Annotated in this window: 9 protein-coding genes; 7 read left to right on the top strand and 2 right to left on the bottom strand. The window is 64.5% G+C overall.

Annotation, left to right across the window (positions count from 1 at the left end):
* Positions 1–145 precede the first annotated feature (145 nt).
* Together hutC and CKW40_RS20655 are read right to left on the bottom strand one after the other, a co-directional pair.
* Entirely contained in the window at positions 146–886 is a 741-nt protein-coding gene (hutC, locus tag CKW40_RS20660) for a histidine utilization transcriptional repressor HutC (RefSeq protein ID WP_095201679.1), read from the bottom strand.
* Positions 883–2,235, bottom strand: coding sequence for a formimidoylglutamate deiminase (locus tag CKW40_RS20655; RefSeq protein ID WP_095201678.1), 1,353 nt, complete (start codon positions 2,233–2,235; stop codon positions 883–885). The genes hutC and CKW40_RS20655 overlap by 4 nt, the downstream gene beginning before the upstream one ends.
* Positions 2,236–2,332: 97 nt before the next feature.
* Here CKW40_RS20655 and hutI point away from each other — a divergent pair, with 97 nt between their 5' ends.
* From hutI to CKW40_RS20620, 7 genes are all read left to right on the top strand, one after another.
* A complete protein-coding gene (gene hutI / locus CKW40_RS20650; protein WP_179298043.1) occupies positions 2,333–3,562 on the top strand; it encodes an imidazolonepropionase in 1,230 nt (409 codons plus the stop codon).
* Complete coding sequence (hutH, locus tag CKW40_RS20645) at positions 3,559–5,097, top strand: histidine ammonia-lyase (RefSeq protein ID WP_095201677.1); 1,539 nt, start codon at positions 3,559–3,561, stop codon at positions 5,095–5,097. The genes hutI and hutH overlap by 4 nt, the downstream gene beginning before the upstream one ends.
* A gap of 1 nt (position 5,098) precedes the next feature.
* A complete protein-coding gene (gene hutG, locus CKW40_RS20640; RefSeq protein ID WP_095201676.1) occupies positions 5,099–5,911 on the top strand; it encodes an N-formylglutamate deformylase in 813 nt (270 codons plus the stop codon).
* Positions 5,912–5,937: 26 nt separating this feature from the next.
* Positions 5,938–7,608, top strand: coding sequence for a urocanate hydratase (hutU, locus tag CKW40_RS20635; protein ID WP_095201725.1), 1,671 nt, complete (start codon positions 5,938–5,940; stop codon positions 7,606–7,608).
* 4 nt (positions 7,609–7,612) lie between these two features.
* Positions 7,613–8,191, top strand: a complete 579-nt coding sequence (locus CKW40_RS20630; RefSeq protein WP_095201675.1) for a HutD/Ves family protein — start codon at positions 7,613–7,615, stop codon at positions 8,189–8,191.
* Positions 8,192–8,479: 288 nt separating this feature from the next.
* A complete protein-coding gene (locus CKW40_RS20625) occupies positions 8,480–17,083 on the top strand; it encodes a glycoside hydrolase family 94 protein (RefSeq protein WP_095201674.1) in 8,604 nt (2,867 codons plus the stop codon).
* Positions 17,084–17,455: 372 nt separating this feature from the next.
* Positions 17,456–19,228, top strand: coding sequence for a glucan ABC transporter ATP-binding protein/ permease (locus tag CKW40_RS20620; protein WP_095201673.1), 1,773 nt, complete (start codon positions 17,456–17,458; stop codon positions 19,226–19,228).
* The last annotated feature ends 88 nt before the right edge of the window (positions 19,229–19,316 follow it).

Below are 19,316 nucleotides of genomic sequence, written 5' to 3'. Positions count from 1 at the left end.
CGCATCGCCAGAAATATCCTTCAGGCCGCCGACATCGACAAAGTCCCCATCAGCCACCGCATCAAGAAATGCGCTTGGAATGACGACTATCTCATCCAGGCAATCGCTCATATGCGATAGCCCTGCCCACAAGGGGGGAGATCACTCACCCCTGCGACGGCGTGAATCTCGCCACCAGCGTGTGGCTTTCCGCCGGATAGATAAACCGGACATGCGTCACCGGATGCTCGGCACTCCATGTCCGCCGCTCGACCACAAGGCAGGGCGCGCCGGGATCGATGTCGAGCGCATCGGCAACGGTCTCATCGGCGGCCATGGCGCGGATGCGGTGCTCGGCCTCGCTCCAGGGCACGCGGCCGATCAGCCAGGGCCCGGCGGCGATTTCCCTGAACTCTTCGTCCCCGGCTTCCGGAACCGCCGAAAGATTGATCAGGCGCTGCTCGAGTGCGAATGGCCGCTCGCCGGCAAAATGCAAGCCTTCGACCCATAGCACCGACCCTGCGGCGGACAGCCCGAGCAGCATCCTGTCTTCCGCATTGCTGCGCCGCTTCAGGCGCTTCAGCCGCTCATAGCGATAGGGCAGGCCAAGCGCTTCGACTTCGATCCTGATGTCGTGAAGTTCCAGCACCGCGGCCTGCGACTGTGGCTGCCGCACGAAGCTGCCTGAACGGCGGCGCCGCTCGATCAGCCCAGCCTTCGCCAACTGCGACAGCGCCTTGTTCACCGTCATGCGCGAGCAATTGTACTCGGTCGTCAACTCGTGCTCGAACGGAATGCGATGTCCAGGCGCCCAGGCGCCTGACATGATTTTTTCGCTGATGTCGGACAGGATACGCTGGTGCAGCGAACCGCCACCGTCCGCATCCGTCGTCTCGACCGTGCTCATGCCGAAAGCGCCGTTATCACGGAGCGAAAGCGCTCGGCGATGGCTTCGCGTTTGGCGTGCCGGCCACCGCTCACTTGCTTCTGCCCATGCACCCAGACGCAGTCGACCTTGCTGCCATTAGCGAAGATCCAGGCGTCGAGGATCGCGTCGCCGGTCTTGCCGGCCAGTGAGGGGGTGTTGGCGTCGAGCGAGACGAGATCGGCGGGTGCGCCAACGGCGATCTGCGCGGCGCCGGCGCCGAGCGCGACGCTGCCACCGTCGAGTGCTGCGTCGAACAGCGCGCGGCCGGTCGAACCGCCGGCCACGGCCAGCACATTGCGGGCGCGGTGGGCGAGACGCTGCGAATATTCGAGCTGCCTCAGCTCATCCGGCAGGCCGATCAGCACGTTGGAATCGGAGCCGACACCGAAGCGGCCGCCATGCTCGGTGAACAGCGGTGCGGCAAACGTGCCATCGCCGAGATTGGCCTCGGTGATCGGGCAAAGGCCGGCAATGGAGCCGCTCTTCGCCATACCGATGGTTTCGGTATCAGTCATATGGGTAGCATGAATCAGGCACCAGCGCTGGTCGACCTCAGCGTTGGCCAGTAGAAACTCCACCGGCCGCGCGCCGGACCAGACAAGGCAGTCCTCTATTTCCTTCATCTGTTCGGCGACGTGGATGTGGATCGGCCCATTCGGCGCCAAAGCAGCAACTTGGGTCAGTTCCTCCGGCGTCGCGGCGCGCAGACTGTGCGGCGCGACGCCGACGACGGCCTGATTCAACGCGCGAACCGATTCGCGGCTCTTCTCAACAAGCCGGGAGAACCGATTCACATCGTTGATAAATCGCCTTTGGCCTTCGTTCGGAGCCGCGCCGCCGAAAGAAGAATGAGCATAAAACACCGGCAGCAGCGTCAGGCCGATGCCGGTTTCGCCGGCGGCGGCCGCGATCCGCTCGGCCATCTCGGCGAGATTGGCGTAGGGCTTTCCGTCGCGGTCGTGATGCAAATAGTGAAATTCGCCGACACGGGAAAACCCGGCCTCCAGCATCTCGACATAGAGCTGTGCGGCAACCGCCTCGACCTGATCGGGCGTCATCGACAGAGCGAAACGATACATCACCTCGCGCCAGCTCCAGAAACTGTCGGCGGAAGGACCGCGAAGCTCGGCAAGCCCGGCCATGCCGCGCTGGAAGGCGTGACTGTGCAGGTTCGGCATGCCAGGCACGAGAATGGCATGGCGCTCGTCGCCGGCCTGTGGCGCTGCGCCCGCTTCGACAGAGGCGATGCGGCCTCCATCGAGCGTGATCCTGACATTGCCTTGCCAGCCCTCGGGCAGCAGCGCCTGTTGCGCAAAGATCGCCGTCACGTCCGTCTCCAAATCTGCATGCCTGAGCGACGAGACCACTTGCGTCGCGTTTCAATATGTATATACATAATCGCCGTCCTTTCAAATGGAAAAGATGATGGGTGGAGCAAACGGGAAGAGCGGCCTTCGTGTCTGGCGCAATGCGCGCCTGGCGACCATGGCCGACGGTGTGGCCGGCCTCGGCATTGTCGAGAAAGGCGCGATCGCCGCGCGCGACGGTCTCATTGTTTATGCCGGCGCGGAGGCCTCGATGCCGGCTTCGGCAGGACAGGGCGCCGAGACGATCGATTGCGAGGGCCGCTGGATCACGCCCGGCCTGATCGATTGCCACACGCATCTTGTCTATGCCGGCAACCGCGCCAATGAATTCGAGATGCGGCTGGCTGGCGCCACCTATGAGGAAGTCGCCCGCGCCGGTGGCGGCATTGTGTCGTCGGTCAAGTCGCTGCGCGCTGCCAGCGAGGATGAACTCGTTGCCCAGACGCTGCCGCGCCTCGATGCACTGATGGCCGAAGGTGCCACGACGGTCGAAGTCAAATCGGGCTACGGCCTCGATCTCGACAATGAGAAGAAGTCGCTGCGCGCCGCCCGCCGGCTGGCCAATGAGCGTCCCGTCACCGTCCGCACGACGTGCCTCGCCGCGCACGCGCTGCCGCCCGAAGCCAAGGGCGACAAGGACGCCTTCATCGATCTCGTCGCCGGAACCATCATACCGGCGGTTGCCGCCGAGGGCCTGGCCGATGCGGTCGACGGTTTTTGCGAAGGCATAGCGTTCTCGCCGGAGCAGATGGCGCGCGTTTTCGATGCCGCCAAGGCCCTGGGCCTGCCGGTCAAGCTTCACGCCGACCAACTGTCCAACCTGCATGGCGCCGCGCTTGCCGCAAGCTATGGCGCGCTGTCAGCCGACCATCTCGAATATACCGACGAGGCGGGCGCTGCCGCGATGGCCAAGGCCGGCACGGTGGCGACCATCCTGCCCGGCGCCTATTACTTCATCCGCGAAACCAAGAAGCCGCCAGTCGACTTGTTCCGCCGCCATGGCGTGAAGATGGCGGTGGCGACGGACAGCAATCCCGGCACCTCGCCGCTTACCTCGCTCTTGCTCACCATGAATATGGCAGCGACGCTCTTTGGCTTGACCGTCGATGAGTGCCTCGCCGGCGTCACCCGCGAGGCCGCGCGTGCGCTTGGCCTTCTCGACAAAGCTGGCACGCTGGAGGCTGGCAAATCCGCCGACCTGGCGATCTGGGACATCGAGCGACCCGCCGAACTCGTTTACCGCATGGGCTTCAACCCGCTCCATGCCCGCATCTGGAGAGGACAATGACCGAACTGACCTTGAAGCCCGGCAACGCGACGCTGGCCGACTGGCGCGCCATCTACCGTGGCGCCGTGCCGAAGCTGGATGATGCCTGCCGTCCAAAAATCAAGGCGAGCGCCGAGGCTGTCGCCAGGATCGTCGCCAAGGGCGAGCCGGTCTACGGCATCAACACCGGTTTCGGCAAACTGGCCAGCGTGCGCATCCCAGCCAGCGATCTCGAGACCTTGCAGCGCAACATCGTCCTGTCGCACGCCGCCGGTGTCGGCGAGCCGATGCCGGTCGCCATTGCCCGTCTGATGATGGCGCTGAAACTTGCCAGCCTGGCGCAGGGCGCCTCGGGTGTGCGCTCTGAAACCATCGAGTTGCTGGAGGCGATGCTCGCCAACGACGTCATCCCGGTGGTGCCGGCGCAAGGCTCCGTCGGCGCGTCTGGCGACCTCGCGCCGCTATCGCACATGACGGCGGTAATGATCGGCGTCGGCGAATGCTTTACGCCGCATGGCCGCTTCCCGGCCAAGGTCGCCTTTGTCTCGCACGGGCTCGAGCCGGTGACATTGGGCGCCAAGGAAGGCCTGGCGCTGCTCAACGGCACGCAGTTCTCCACCGCCTATGCGCTGGCCGCCTTGTTCGAGGCTGAAGTGCTCTACCAGTCGGCGCTGGTTGCCGGCGCGCTGTCGACCGATGCCGCCAAGGGGTCCGATGCGCCGTTCGATCCGCGTATCCATGTGCTGAGGAAGCACCGTGGCCAGATCGAGACGGCGGACGCTCTGCGCAATCTGATGGCCGGCAGCGCTATCAGGGAATCGCACCGTGTCGGCGACGAACGCGTCCAGGATCCCTATTGCCTGCGCTGCCAGCCGCAAGTGATGGGCGCCGCGCTCACGGTGCTACGTCAGGCGGCGGACACGCTGGGCACCGAAGCCAATGGCGTCACCGACAACCCGCTGATCTTCGCCGAGGACGACACGGCCCTTTCCGGCGGCAATTTCCACGCCGAGCCGGTGGCTTTCGCCGCCGACATGATCGCGCTGGCCGTCTGCGAGATCGGCTCGCTCTCGGAACGCCGCATCGCCATGCTGGTCGATCCGGCGCTGTCCGGCATGCCAGCCTTCCTGACGCCCAAGCCCGGCCTCAACTCCGGCTTCATGATCCCGCAGGTGACGGCGGCGGCACTCGTTTCAGAAAACAAGCAGAAGGCCTATCCGGCCAGTGTCGATTCCATCCCGACCTCGGCCAACCAGGAAGACCACGTCTCGATGGCCGCGCACGGCGCGCGCCGGCTGATTAGCATGGTCGAGAACGCGACGGCGGTGATTGGCATCGAATTGCTGGCGGCCGCGCAAGGCTGCGATTTCCACCAGCCGCTGGCGTCGAGCAACGCGCTGGAAGCGGTACGCAAGCTGGTCCGGGCCGAAGTGCCGCATCTCGACAATGACCGGCATTTCCACCCCGACATGGAAAGGGCGATCGCCATGGTGCGCAGCGGTGCGACGATCAAGGCGGCCGGCGCGGTAACACTGCCTTCGATCTCGGGAGCCTGACATGACCGACTGGCTGACAGTGACGGAAGGCACGGCACCTCTGCTGGTGTCGATCCCGCATACCGGCACCGATCTCGCCGGAATCGACAACCGGCTGGTCTCGCCCTGGCTCGGCCGCCGCGATTGCGACTGGTGGATCGACAATCTCTACGATTTTGCCGCCGGCCTTGGCGCGACGGTGGTGCATACGTCGATCTCGCGCACGGTCATCGACGTCAACCGTGATCCTTCCGGCGCGTCGCTCTATCCGGGGCAGACAACGACGACCCTTTGCCCGACGGAGACTTTCGACGGCGATCCGCTTTACCTGCCCGGCGAAGAGCCGACGCCGGCGGAGATAGACCAGCGCCGCATATCCTATTTCGTGCCCTACCATGAAATGCTGGCGGCCCAGGCCGTCAGGCTGCGCGGCCTGCACGAAAAAATCGTCATCTACGATTGCCACTCGATCCGTTCGGTGCTGCCGCGCCTGTTCTACGGCACCCTGCCGGTGTTCAATCTCGGCACCAATGACGGCCAGACCGCCGACCCGACGCTGCAGGCATTGGTCGGCCAGATCGTGGCTGAAAGCGGTAAAAGCTATGTCATCAACGGCCGCTTCAAGGGTGGCTGGATCACGCGCTACTTCGGCAATCCGCAAGGCGGCTACCATGCGTTGCAGATGGAACTCGCCGATCGCGGCTATCTGCGCGAGCCCGAGGCCAAGGGCGAGCCGGACAATTGGCCGGTTCCTTATGACGCCGAGTTTGCCGCGCCGATCCGCGCCACACTGACCAAAATCCTTCAAACCGCCATTGACTGGGCAGGGCGCTGACGCGCCGCCATCCGAAAGGGACAATGATGAACAATCCTCGCCACAACATTCGCGAAGTCCGTGCGCCGCGCGGCGACAAGCTCAACGCCCGCTATTGGACGACCGAAGCGCCGCTGCGCATGCTGATGAACAATCTCGACCCCGAGGTCGCGGAGAACCCCAACGAGCTGGTCGTCTATGGCGGCATCGGCCGGGCGGCGCGCACCTGGAACGATTTTGACAGCATCGTCGCCTCGCTGAAGACGCTTGGCGAGGACGAGACGCTGCTGGTGCAGTCGGGCAAGCCGGTCGGCGTGTTCCGCACCCACGCCGATGCGCCGCGCGTGCTGATCGCCAACTCCAATCTGGTGCCGCATTGGGCGACCTGGGATAAATTCAACGAGCTCGATAAAAAGGGCCTGATGATGTACGGCCAGATGACGGCCGGCTCGTGGATCTACATCGGCACGCAAGGCATCGTGCAGGGCACCTACGAGACCTTCGTCGAAGCCGGCCGCCAGCATTATGGCGGCAACCTCAAGGGCAAATGGATCCTGACCGGCGGCCTCGGCGGCATGGGCGGCGCGCAGCCGCTGGCGGCCGTCATGGCCGGCGCCTGCTGCCTGGCCATCGAATGCAATCCGGACTCCATCGATTTCCGCCTGCGCACCCGCTATGTCGACGAGAAGGCCGAGACGCTCGACGAAGCGATGGAGATGATCGAGCGCTGGACCAAGGCCGGCGAGGCGAAGTCGGTCGGCCTGCTCGGCAATGCGGCCGAAATCGTGCCGGAAATGTTCAGACGCGGCATCCGCCCCGATATGGTCACCGACCAGACCTCGGCGCACGACCCCATCAACGGTTATCTGCCGAAGGGCTGGACCATGGCCGAATGGCGCGAGAAGCGTGTCAGCGACCCGAAGGCTGTCGAGAAGGCGGCCCGTGCCTCCATGCGTGAACATGTCGAGGCGATGGTGGCGTTCTGGAACGCCGGCGTGCCGACGCTCGACTACGGCAACAACATCCGCCAGGTTGCCAAGGACGAAGGGTTCGAGAACGCCTTCGCCTTCCCGGGTTTCGTGCCGGCCTATATCCGCCCGCTGTTCTGCCGCGGCATCGGTCCGTTCCGCTGGGCCGCGCTCTCCGGCGATCCGGAGGATATCTACAAGACCGACGCCAAGGTGCGCGAACTCACCCCCGGCAACACCCATCTGCACAACTGGCTGGACATGGCGCGCGAGCGCATTGCCTTTCAGGGTCTGCCGGCGCGCATCTGCTGGGTCGGTCTTGGCGATCGCCACCGGCTGGGTCTCGCCTTCAACGAGATGGTGGCCAAGGGCGAACTCAAGGCGCCGGTCGTCATCGGCCGCGATCACCTCGATTCCGGCTCGGTCGCTTCGCCGAACCGCGAGACGGAAGCGATGAAGGACGGTTCGGACGCCGTGTCCGACTGGCCGCTGCTCAACGCGCTGCTCAACACCGCGTCGGGCGCCACCTGGGTGTCGCTGCACCATGGCGGCGGCGTCGGCATGGGTTTTTCCCAGCATGCAGGCATGGTCATCGTCGCCGACGGCACGCCGGACGCCGCCAGGCGCCTGGAGCGCGTGCTGTGGAACGACCCGGCGACCGGTGTCATGCGCCATGCCGATGCCGGCTACGACATCGCCATCGAATGCGCAAAGGAGCACCAGCTCAATCTGCCCGGCATTCTCGGCTGACATCATGCGCATCCTTCGTGCCGCTGACTACCGCGTCATGCCGTGGAAGAACGGCGGCGGCACGACGACCGAGGTCGCCGTTTCGCCTGACAGCGCCGGTCTCGACGCGTTCGACTGGCGCGTCTCGATGGCGCGCGTCGAGGGCAGCGGGCCGTTCTCCAGCTTTACCGGCATCGACCGCACGCTGTCGGTGCTGGAAGGCGAGGGGATGGTGCTTGATGTCGCCGGCCAACCGGCGGCCCGGCTGACACCGGTTTCCCAGCCTTATGCCTTTCCAGCCGACCTGCCGACCAGTGCTGCGCTGATCGCCGGCCCGATCACCGACCTCAACGTCATGACGCGCCGTGGCCGCATGCTGCATTCGGTCGAGCGTCTGGCGGTTTCGCGGCCTGTGGACATCGCAACCCGCGCCGGTTCGACCCTCATCCTTTGTCACAAGGGCGAAGCTGTTTTCCCCGAAGCTCAGTCAATTCGCCTCGGCCCGCTCGACACGCTGCTGCTCGGGTCGGATGCTTCCGTCCTGCGGGTTGAGCCGGCTCGGGATACGACGCTGTTCGTGGTCCGGATAACCACCGCGGCCTGATGCTTTCGCGCCAACGGTTACCGCCTGTTTCCAAACATGATCGCAATGCCGGCGAAATATAGCGTAAGCTCTTGCCGGCATCACGAAAAAGCCCGAATCCTCCCCGTCGATCGATCCCGACGGGAGCGAGGGGCGCTCGTCTTTGAGTTTGGTCGAAAGATGACGCCCTGTCGTGGTGCGGAAACAAACTTTCGGCATAGGGGTTGATGCAACCAATTGCATTTGAACCGGTTTTAGGGCCATTGCCGTGGCGGTGACGCCGCTGAGTGCCCGCTTACGGAATTTTCAATGAATATTCAGACGAATCCTGCCCAGATCGAGAAGACAAGCGCGAGCTTTCCGGCCATCACGGAAGAGCCGATACGGTCGACATTCCTGCCCGAGGAGCGTCTTCGGTTGCTCGGCGAAAGCCTGGCAAAGGGCGATCTCACCGACCTGTTCGGCCTCATCCCGTTCGATTTCCAGGTCCGCATCCGCGACAGCGCCAAGAAGATCCTCGAAGTCTACCGGTCGACCAATGCTGCGCAGGCCAAGGGCGAAACGATCACCCCGGCCGCGCAATGGCTGCTCGACAACAACTATCTGGTCGAGGAGACCATTTTCCAGGTCAAGCGCGACCTGCCGCGCCGCTTTTATCGCCAGCTGCCGACGCTGAAACTCCCTGGTGGCGGCACCGTGCCGCGCGCGCTGGCGCTGGCCTGGACCTATGTGGCGCATTCGGACAGTTCCGTCTCGGCGACCATGTTCAAGGCGATCGTCCAGGGGTTTCAGTCGGTCGAGCCGCTGAAGATCGGTGAACTCTGGGCGCTGCCGTCGCTGCTGCGCTTCGTGCTGATCGAAAATCTCCGCCGGCTCGCCGTCAGGGTCAATCGCACCCGCCAGATGCGCCAGATATCCAACGATGTGGCTGACAAGGTTCTCGCGACCGACGACAGCGCCGACCGGCAGGCAATCCTGGCCAATTTCAGTGCGCATGCGCAGGACACCACCTTTGCCACGCAGCTTCTCTATCGCTTGCGCGATGGATCGCAGAATGCCGGCAAGGCCCTGGAATGGCTGGAAGGCGAGCTCGAAAAGACCGGCTCCGATGCCGAGGAGATCATCATCTCCGAGCATCACACGCTGTCCAGCGGCAATGTGACGACCGGCAACATCATCCGAGGCCTGCGCCTCATCAACGACGTCGACTGGACCGTGTGGTTCGAAGGCGTCAGCCGCATCGATACCGTGCTGCGCGAGCGCACCGATTTCGCCGCGCTCGACTTCTTCTCGCGCGACCAATACCGCACCGCGATCGAGGAACTGGCGCGCCGCTCGAACCTGTCGGAATACCGCGTCGCCGAAAAGGCGATTGAACTGGCCGGTCAAGCCGCCAGTGAACACGCCGCCAGTGAACACGCATCGGTTGGTGATGGCGACGATTCCACTCCGGCTCCGTCCGCGCATACCGATGTCGGCTTCTTCCTCGTCGGCCCGCGCCGACTGGAGCTGGAAAAAGCGATCGGCTATCGGCCGACCATCAGCCAGACGGTGAAGCGGACCTTCGCCAAGACCGGATGGCTAGGCATCGTCCTGCCGGTCTTCGCCCTGACGGCCCTGCTTCTTGTCCTCACCGGCAATGCGTTGGCCCATCTCGGCCTGTCGGTGACCTCGATCATCGTGATGCTGGCGCTGTTTGCCGTGCCGGCGAGCGAGGGCGCGCTGGCCTTCTTCAACACCGTGGTCTCGCTGTTCCTCAAACCGACACGCCTGATCGGCTATGACTATCGGCACGGCGTGCCACCCGAGGCGCGCACTCTGGTGGTTGTGCCGTCGCTGATCGGCTCGCGCGACGATGTCGAGGAAAACATCCGCAACCTCGAAGTGCACTACCTTGCCAATCTGGTGGACGAGATCCATTTCGCGCTGCTGTCGGACTGGCCCGACAGCAAGATCGAGATCGACGCGGCGGACACCGAGATCCTCGAATATGCCCGTGCCGAGATCGCCCGTCTCAACGCCCGCTATCCCTCCGAAGGCGCGCCGCGCTTCTACATCCTGCACCGCCGCCGGCTCTTCAACGCGGCTCAAGGGGCCTGGATGGGCTGGGAGCGCAAGCGCGGCAAGCTGCATGAGCTTGACCTTTTGCTGCGTGGCGACAGCGACACCACTTTCCTGCCGCTCGAAGTGCCGCTGCCGGAAAAAGTCGTCCATGTGATGACGCTCGACGCCGACACGCGCACCACCCGCGATGCGGTGGCGAGCCTCGTCGGCAAGCTCTGCCATCCGCTCAACCGCCCGCATTTCGACGCCACCAAACGCGTTGTTACTGCCGGCTACACGATCCTGCAGCCGCGCATCACCGCGTCGCTGACATCAGGCGACGAGGCTTCGTTCTTCCAGCGTGTGTTCTCGGCCAATCGCGGTCTGGACCCCTACGTCTTCGCCGTCTCCGACCTTTATCAGGACGTCTTCAGCGATGGGTCTTTCACCGGCAAGGGCCTCTACCACGTCGATGCCTTCGAGGCCGCCCTGCAAGGCCGCATCGAGGAAAACACCGTCCTCAGCCACGATCTGCTCGAAGGCGCGCTGGCGCGCGCAGCACTTGTCACCGACGTCGAACTGGTCGAGGACTACCCGACCCGCTACTCGGTCGACGCCTCGCGCCACCACCGCTGGGCACGCGGCGACTGGCAGCTGCTGGGCTTCATCCTCGATCCGCGCTCCGGCGTTCCGGCCCTGTCGCGCTGGAAGATGGTCGATAATCTGCGCCGCTCGCTGACGCCGATCTTCTGGGTGATGGCGGCGATTGCCGGCTGGACCTTGCTGCCCTTCACGCAGGCCGCGCAATGGCAGGCCCTGCTGATCCTCAGCCTGTTCATGGCGCCGACCTTCGACGTCGTCAACGCCATCCTGCCCAAGAGCGGCGACCAGACGCCGCGCGGCCATTTCTCGGCCCTTGCACGCGACGTCGCCTTCGGCACCGCCATGGTGGCGCTGAAGATCGTGCTGATGGCGCACAACGCCTGGATGATGGGCGACGCCATCGTGCGCACGCTCTACCGGCTGTTCGTCAGCCGCCAGAACCTCCTGGAATGGCGCACCGCCTCGCAGGCGCACAAGGCCGGCGACAATGATGTCGGTTCCTACTACGGCATGATGTACGGCGCCGTGATCATCGGCTTCGTTGGCCTCGCCATTCCGGTGCTGGCCGATTCCACCGGCGCCTTCGTCGCCTTCTTCTTCGCCCTGTTCTGGATCGGCTCGCCGGCGATCGCCAGCTGGATCAGCCGCTCGGCCGAAACCGAGGATCGCCTGCGCATATCGCAGGCCGACATCCATGCGCTGCGCACCGTGGCGCGACGCACCTGGCACTATTTCGAGAGCTTCGTCACCGAAGAGCACCACAATCTGCCACCGGACAACTTCCAGGAAAGCCCGGCACCCGTCGTGGCACCGCGCACGTCGCCGACCAATGTCGGCGTCTATCTGCTGTCGGTCGTTTCGGCGCGTGATTTCGGCTGGATCAGCCTGTCGGATGCCATCACCCGCATCGACGCCACCATGACGACCATAGAGAGCATGCCGCGCCACCGTGGCCATCTCTTCAACTGGTATGACACCACGACGCTGAAGCCGCTCTACCCGCTCTATATTTCGGCCGTCGACAGCGGCAATCTCGCCGGCCACCTGGTGGCGGTGGCGGCTGCCTGTGCCGAATGGGCGGAAGCACCGTCCGTTCACCTCCAGGGCGATTTCGAAGGCATTCTCGATACGGTCACCATTCTGAGCGAAAGCCTCGATCAGTTGCCCGACGACCGTCGTCAGCTCAGGCCTCTGCGCCAGCGTCTCGTCGATCGCCTGGACGGCATGCGGCGCGCCGTCGAAACGATCAAGGCGCAGCCGGAAATGGCCTCGATCCGCACCATCAACCTCGCCGTGCTGGCGGGCGAGATCCGCAAGCTGGCGACCGCCATCCACACCGAGGCGGCATCGGCCCAGAGCGATGTCATCGTCGACTGGGCAGCGAGGCTCGAGGCTACCTGCGAGGCGCATGTTCACGACGCCCACAGCGACGACAACGCCGTCGAGGCGCTGCGCGCCAAGCTCCTGACCTTGCGCGAGCGTACGCGCCGTTTCGCCTTCGAGATGGAATTCGCCTTCCTGATGCGGCCGGAACGCAAGCTGCTGTCGATCGGCTACCGCGTCGAGGAGCACCAGCTCGACGAAAGCTGCTACGACCTTCTCGCATCCGAGGCGCGGCTGACCAGCCTGTTCGCCATCGCCAAGGGCGACCTGCCGACCGAGCACTGGTTCCGGCTCGGCCGCCCGATCGTCGAGATCGGGTTCCAGGGCGCGCTGATGTCCTGGTCGGGCTCGATGTTCGAGTATCTGATGCCGCCGCTGGTGATGAAGGAGCCGCAAGGCTCGATCCTCAACCAGACGAGCAAGCTGATCATCAAGCGCCAGATGCAGTACGGCCGGCAGAAAAACGTGCCGTGGGGCATTTCGGAAGCCGCCTACAACGCCCGCGACCGGGAACTGACCTATCAGTACACCAATTTCGGCGTGCCCGGGCTTGGGCTGAAGCGCGGCCTTGGCCAGAACACGGTGATCGCGCCTTACGCCACCATACTGGCGGCGCAGTTCAACCCGCGTGAAGCCGTGCATAATCTTGAGCGTCTGCGCGAGATCGGTGCGCTTGGCCCGCATGGCTATTACGATGCTGTCGATTTCACGCCGCAGCGCGTGCCTGAAGGCACCAACCACGCGGTCGTTCTGAACTACTATGCGCACCATTCGGGCATGTCGATCGCGGCGGTCGCCGACGCGATCTTCGAGGGCCGCCTGCGCGACCGTTTCCACAGCGATCCGGTCATTGAATCGGCCGAACTCTTGCTGCAGGAGAGGGCGCCGCGCGACATCCCGACCGCGACCGTCAGGACCGAAGCTGACGAGCGCGCGAAAGACGAGACCGAGACCGAGAGCCCCGACACCCGCATTGTGCTCGATCCCCTGCGGGCATTGCGTTCGACCAATGTGATGTCGAACGGCCGCTATTCGGTGATGGTGACCGCGACAGGCTCCGGCTACAGCCGCTGGGGCGATCTGTCAGTGACCCGCTGGCAGCCGGACCCGGTCGAGGACCGTTTGGGCTCCTATATCTTCCTGCGTGACGTCAGCACGGGTGACTGGTGGTCGGCGACGGCGGAGCCAAAGCGCGCGCCTGAGGAGAAGGCGCAGACCCTGTTCTCCGACGACAAGGCGAGCTTCGTCAAATCGGTCGGCACGTTGCGCTCCGAGGTTGAATGCATCGTCGTTTCCGAAGGCAATGGCGAAGGCCGTCGCATCACGCTCTACAATGAAAGCACATCCGACCGTCACATCGAGGTGACGTCCTTTGCCGAGCTGGTGCTGGGTTCGGAGGCTTCCGACAACGCGCATCCGGCCTTCTCGAAGATGTTCGTGGAGACCGAAATCGCTGCCAACAACGGCGCGATCTTCGCCACGCGCCGCAAGCGCGAAACCAGCGAGCCCGATATCACCCTGGCGCATTTCGTCACCGATCCGTCCGGACCGGCGCGTGATGCCGAGGCCGAGACCGACAGGCGTGCCTTCATCGGCCGTGGCCGCTCCATCGTCGATGCCGCCGCCTTCGATCCGGGCGCCAGGCTCGGCGGCCATTCCGGCTTCACGCTCGATCCCATCGCCTCGCTGCGCCGTCAGGTGCGCGTGCCCGCCAACAAGAAGATATCGCTGACCTTCTGGACCGTGGTCGGAGCCAACCGCCCCGAGCTGGAAGAGGCGATAAACCGCCTCGACCATCAGGAGAGCTTTGCCCGCCAGGCCATGCTTGCCTGGACGCGCAGCCAGGTACAGACCCGCCATATGGGCCTCAGCCTGACCGACGCCGCCAATGTACAGAAACTGGCGCGCTATCTGATCTATCCCGATGCGTTCCTGCGCCTGCCGGCCGAATCTATCGCTTCGGGCCTCGGCAAGCAGTCGAGCCTGTGGCCGACCAGCATTTCGGGCGATTTCCCAATCTTCCTGGTCAGGATCGGCGACGTTGCCGATCTGGAGATCGTTGCCCAGGCGCTGCGCTTCCAGGAGTATATGCGCACCCGAGGCATGATGATCGACTTCGTCGTCGTCAACGAGCAGGCCTCGTCCTACGTCCAGGACCTGCAGCGTGCGGTCGAGACGCTGTGCGAAAACAGCCGTCTGCGCGGCAAGGAACTTGGCCCCCGCCAGCACATTTTCGCGGTGCGCCGCGACCTGATGGAAGAGACCACCTACAAGACGCTGCTCGCCGTCGCCCGGGTGGTGCTGCATACACGCAACGGCACCATCTTCGATCAGATCGAGCGGGCCGAAGCGGCTGCTTTGCAGGCGCGCGACACTCTGCTGCCCACCGGATTGCCGACGCTGCGTGAAATTCCAGCGCCGGCGTACACGGTGCATGCATTCGCCTCGCAGGCCGTGGCGGATGTCAGTGCCGATGGCACCGGCCTCAGCCAATGGAACGGCTTTGGCGGTTTCGACGGCGACGGACGGCACTATGTGGTCCGTCTGGCCGGCCGGCGCACCACGCCGCAGCCCTGGATCAACGTCGTGTCCAACGCCTCGTTCGGCTTCCATACGTCCGCCGAGGGCGCCGCCTTCACCTGGAGCCGCAACAGCCGCGACTACCAGCTGACGCCGTGGTCGAACGATCCGGTCTCCAACCGGCCGGGCGAGGGCGTCTATATCTACGATCAGGCCAGTGGCAGGGCGTTCTCGCCGATCGCCGCGGTGGTGCGCGATCCCTCGATGACCTACGAAGCCTGGCATGGTCAGGGCTTCTCCACCTTCCGCTCGAAGCGTGGGCCCTTGTCGATGGACCTGACCCATGTGGTCGACCCCGTCGATCCGGTGAAGATCACGCGGCTGCGCATTCAGAATTCCGGCTCGGTGCCGGCGCGGCTGCGCGTCTATGCCTATGCCGAATGGGTGCTTGGCGGGCATCGCTCGCGCACGGCCGCTACCATCGTGCCGTCGCGCGACGGGGCGACCGGCGCGTTGCTGGCGCAAAACCCCTACGGGCTCGATTTCAGCGAGCGGGTGGCCTTCCTCGCCGCCGATGCCGCTGTTCATTCGGTGACGACGGATCGCTCCGAATTCCTCGGCCGGCACGGGTCCAGCGAACTGCCGCAGGCGGTGCTGACCGGCGCGGCGCTGTCGGGCCGTGTCGAGGCCGGGGACGATCCCTGCGCGGCGATCGCCCGCGATGTCGAGATCCCGGCCGGCGGCGACGTCACGCTGCTCTGGCTGCTCGGCGATGCCGACACCCCTGCGCAGGCGAGCGCACTGGTGCAGACGCACCGGGGCAAGGATTTCGACCAGCGCCTGGCCGACAACGAGCGCGAGTGGCGCGCGTTCCTCGATACCATTCAGGTCGAGACGCCGGATAAGACGCTCGATGCCATGGTCAATCACTGGCTGCCCTATCAGAGCCTTGCCTGCCGCATCCGCGCCCGCTCGGCCTTCTATCAGGCAAGCGGCGCCTTCGGCTTCCGCGACCAGTTGCAGGACACGCTGGCGCTGCTGGCGCATGATCCGACGTTGGCGCGCGACCAGATCCTCAACGCCGCGCGGCGGCAGTTCCCGGAGGGCGACGTGCAGCACTGGTGGCTGCCGCGCACCGGAGCCGGCGTGCGCACCATGATTTCCGACGACGTGGTCTGGCTGGCCCACGCCACGGCGCGCTATCTCAGTGTGACCGGCGACGCCGCCATCCTGAAGGAGCAGTTGCCCTTCATCGATGGACAGGCGCTGGGCGAGGGCGAGCATGATGCCTTCTTCACCCCGGAAATCTTGAAGAAGACGGTGTCGCTCTACGACCATTGCGCGCGTGCGCTCGACCTTGCCATCAAGCGCAGCAGCCCCGCCGGCCTGCCGCTGATCCTTGGCGGCGACTGGAACGACGGCATGAACCGTGTCGGCGAGCACGGCAAGGGCGAGAGCGTATGGCTGGGCTGGTTCCTGCTGAAGACGCTTGGCGACTTCGCCGCCGTCGCCAAGAGCGAAGGCGACAGCAAGCGCGCGCAGGCCTGGGCAAAGCATGCCGAGGCGCTGAAGCGGGCGCTTGAGAGCACGGCATGGGACGGCGAATGGTACAGGCGCGGCAGTTTTGACGACGGCACGGCTTTGGGGTCGCGTACATCCGAAGAGTGCAGGATCGACTCCATAGCCCAGTCCTGGAGCGTGCTTTCGGGCGAGGGCGACCCGGCGCGGTCGACGACGGCGATGCAGCAGGCGACCAGCCTGCTCGTCGACGACAAGCTCAAGATCGTCAAGCTGTTCACGCCACCCTTCTCGAAGACGCAGAAGGACCCCGGCTATATCAAGAGCTATCCGCCGGGCGTGCGGGAGAATGGCGGCCAGTACACCCATGCGGCGACGTGGTTCGTCATTGCGCTGGCCGAGATGGGGCAGACCGATGAAGCCTATCGCTGCTTCTCGATGCTCAATCCGGTCAACCACGCATCCGATGAGGCTTCGGCCGAGCAATACCGTGTCGAACCCTATGTGGTCGCCGCCGATATCTATGCCGGAGACGACAAGGGCGGGCGCGGCGGCTGGACCTGGTACACCGGCTCGGCGGGCTGGCTCTACCGTGCGGCGGTCGAAGGCATCCTTGGCATCGAACGGCGCGGCAAGCAGATCACGTTCCGGCCCAAACTGCCCAGCCACTGGGATGGCTACCACGCCACGCTCAAGATGCTGGGTGCAGAGATCAAGGTTCACGTCGTTCGCGACAAAAAGACCAAGACGATCTCGCTAGAAGTCGATGGTTCGAAAACAAAGTCCGCTTCATTCGAACCCAAAGCCGGCACAAAGACCGAGATCGTGGTCAAGATACCGGGGTAAAATCAACAGCTTGGGTTGCTTGTTCGCGCGTCCTTCGGGACGCGCGACCCTGCGTCTCGTTACTTGCGCGCGATCCGCCACTGCGCCGGCAAGATGCCTCCCGATTAAGCCTTGCAATACGGTCGTGATTAAAAATGTGGCAGTGCTCGGCTGCTGCCATGATTTTGCCGCAAGGCTGGCATTTCACCTTTTATCTCAAACCGTTAGGTGATCACGTCAGATTTCGCATCGTCGTCATGTTTTGTTCGCTAAATGGGAACGGAAGCGATAGACGGGCATTGTTTTGCGACGCATCAACCGTTACGTGTCAAGGAATGGTGCAGTGCACAATATTGGTATTGGGCACAATAGAGAGTTGGCGGAGTAGCTGAAGTGTCACTTCTGCAGATCTATTGGAGAGCGCTGGGGTATCTGGCCGCCGACAAGAAGCGCGTCGCGCTGATTTGCGGCGCCAATGTCGCGCTGGCCATGGTTGCCATCCTCGAGCCGATCATGTTCGGCCGGGTTATCGACGCTATCTCCGATCACGGTTCGGTGTTTTCGACGCTCGCCGTCTGGGCCGGCCTCGGCGCGTTCAATGTCTTGGCCGTCGTTCTGGTCTCGCGCGGCGCCGACCGTTTCGCGCATGCCCGCCGCAGCGAAGTGCTCTGCGAGTCCTTCGAGCGCGTGATCACAATGCCGCTCGCCTGGCACCACCAGCGCGGCACCTCCAACGCCCTGCACACGCTGTTGCGCGCGGTCGAGACGCTGTTCAGCCTGTGGCTCGAATTCATGCGCCAGCATCTGTCGACGGCGGTGGCGCTGGTTCTGCTGGTGCCGACGGCTCTCGCCATGGACGTGCGCATGTCGATGGTGCTGCTCGTGCTCGGTGTGCTCTATGTCTGCATCGGCCGGCTGGTGATGAAGCGAACCAAGGCAGGCCAGGCGGCCGTTGAGCGCCACTATCACAAGGTGTTCGCGCATGTGACGGACTCCGTCAGCAACGTTGCCGTTCTCCAGAGCTACAACCGCCTTGGTCATGAGGCCGAGACGCTGCGCCGGTACGTCAAGAATCTGCTGGATGCGCAAAACCCGGTGCTCGACTGGTGGGCTATCGCCAATGCGCTCAACCGTCTGTCGTCGACGATCTCGATGATGGTGGTGCTTCTGATCGGAGCCTATCTGGTCACCCATGGCCAGTTGCGCATCGGCGATGTCATCGCCTTCACCGGCTTTGCCACGCTGCTGATCTCGCGGCTCGACCAGATGTCGGCTTTCGCCAACCAGATTTCGGAAGCCCGCGCCAAGCTTGAGGAGTTCTACAAGCTCGAGGACTCGGCCGCCGATACCGCCGAGCCGGATGGCCTGCGCGATCTCACCAACGTCACCGGCCATGTCCGTTTCGAGGATGTCGGCTTCGAATTCGCCAATTCGGGGCAGGGCGTCAGCGACGTCTCCTTCGAGGTCCAGGCCGGCCAGACCGTCGCCATCGTCGGACCGACGGGTGCCGGCAAGACGACGCTGATCAACCTGCTGCAGCGCGTCTTCTCGCCGTCCAGCGGCCGTATCCTGATCGACGGCATCGACACCCGCTCGGTGAGCCGCAAGTCGCTGCGCCATTCGATCGCCACCGTGTTCCAGGATGCCGGGCTTCTCAACCGCTCGATCGAGGACAACATCCGTGTCGGCCGCGCCGAAGCCAGCAATGACGAGATCCATGCCGCAGCCATCGCGGCTGCCGCGCAGGATTTCATCCTGGCCAAGAGCAATGGCTACGACACGGTGGTCGGCGAGCGCGGGGGCCAGCTGTCGGGTGGCGAGCGTCAGCGCATCGCCATTGCCCGCGCCGTGCTCAAGGACGCCCCGATCCTGGTGCTCGACGAGGCGACCAGCGCGCTCGACGTCGAGACCGAGGACCGCGTCAAGGAAGCGATCGACGAACTGAGGCGCGACCGCACCACCTTCATCATCGCCCACCGCCTGACCACCGTTCGCGACGCCGATCTGGTCGTGTTCATGGACAAGGGCAGGGTGGTCGAAATGGGTGGCTTCGCCGAACTGTCGCTGCGCAACGGCCGCTTTGCCAGCCTGCTGCGCGCCGGCGGCCTGCTCAACGACGAAGAAGTCCGCCGCCTCAGCCGCTCCGTGCAGGGCGAGGCCGCGTAAGCATAGTCCTTTTACCTCCCCCTCGTGGGGAGGTCGGACCGAAGGTCCGGGTGGGGGCAGCGCCCCCCACCCCGCTGCTTCGCAGCGA

Source organism: Mesorhizobium carmichaelinearum, from assembly GCF_900199455.1.
Lineage (GTDB): Bacteria > Pseudomonadota > Alphaproteobacteria > Rhizobiales > Rhizobiaceae > Mesorhizobium > Mesorhizobium carmichaelinearum.
This window is presented reverse-complemented; position numbering and strand designations above follow the sequence as displayed.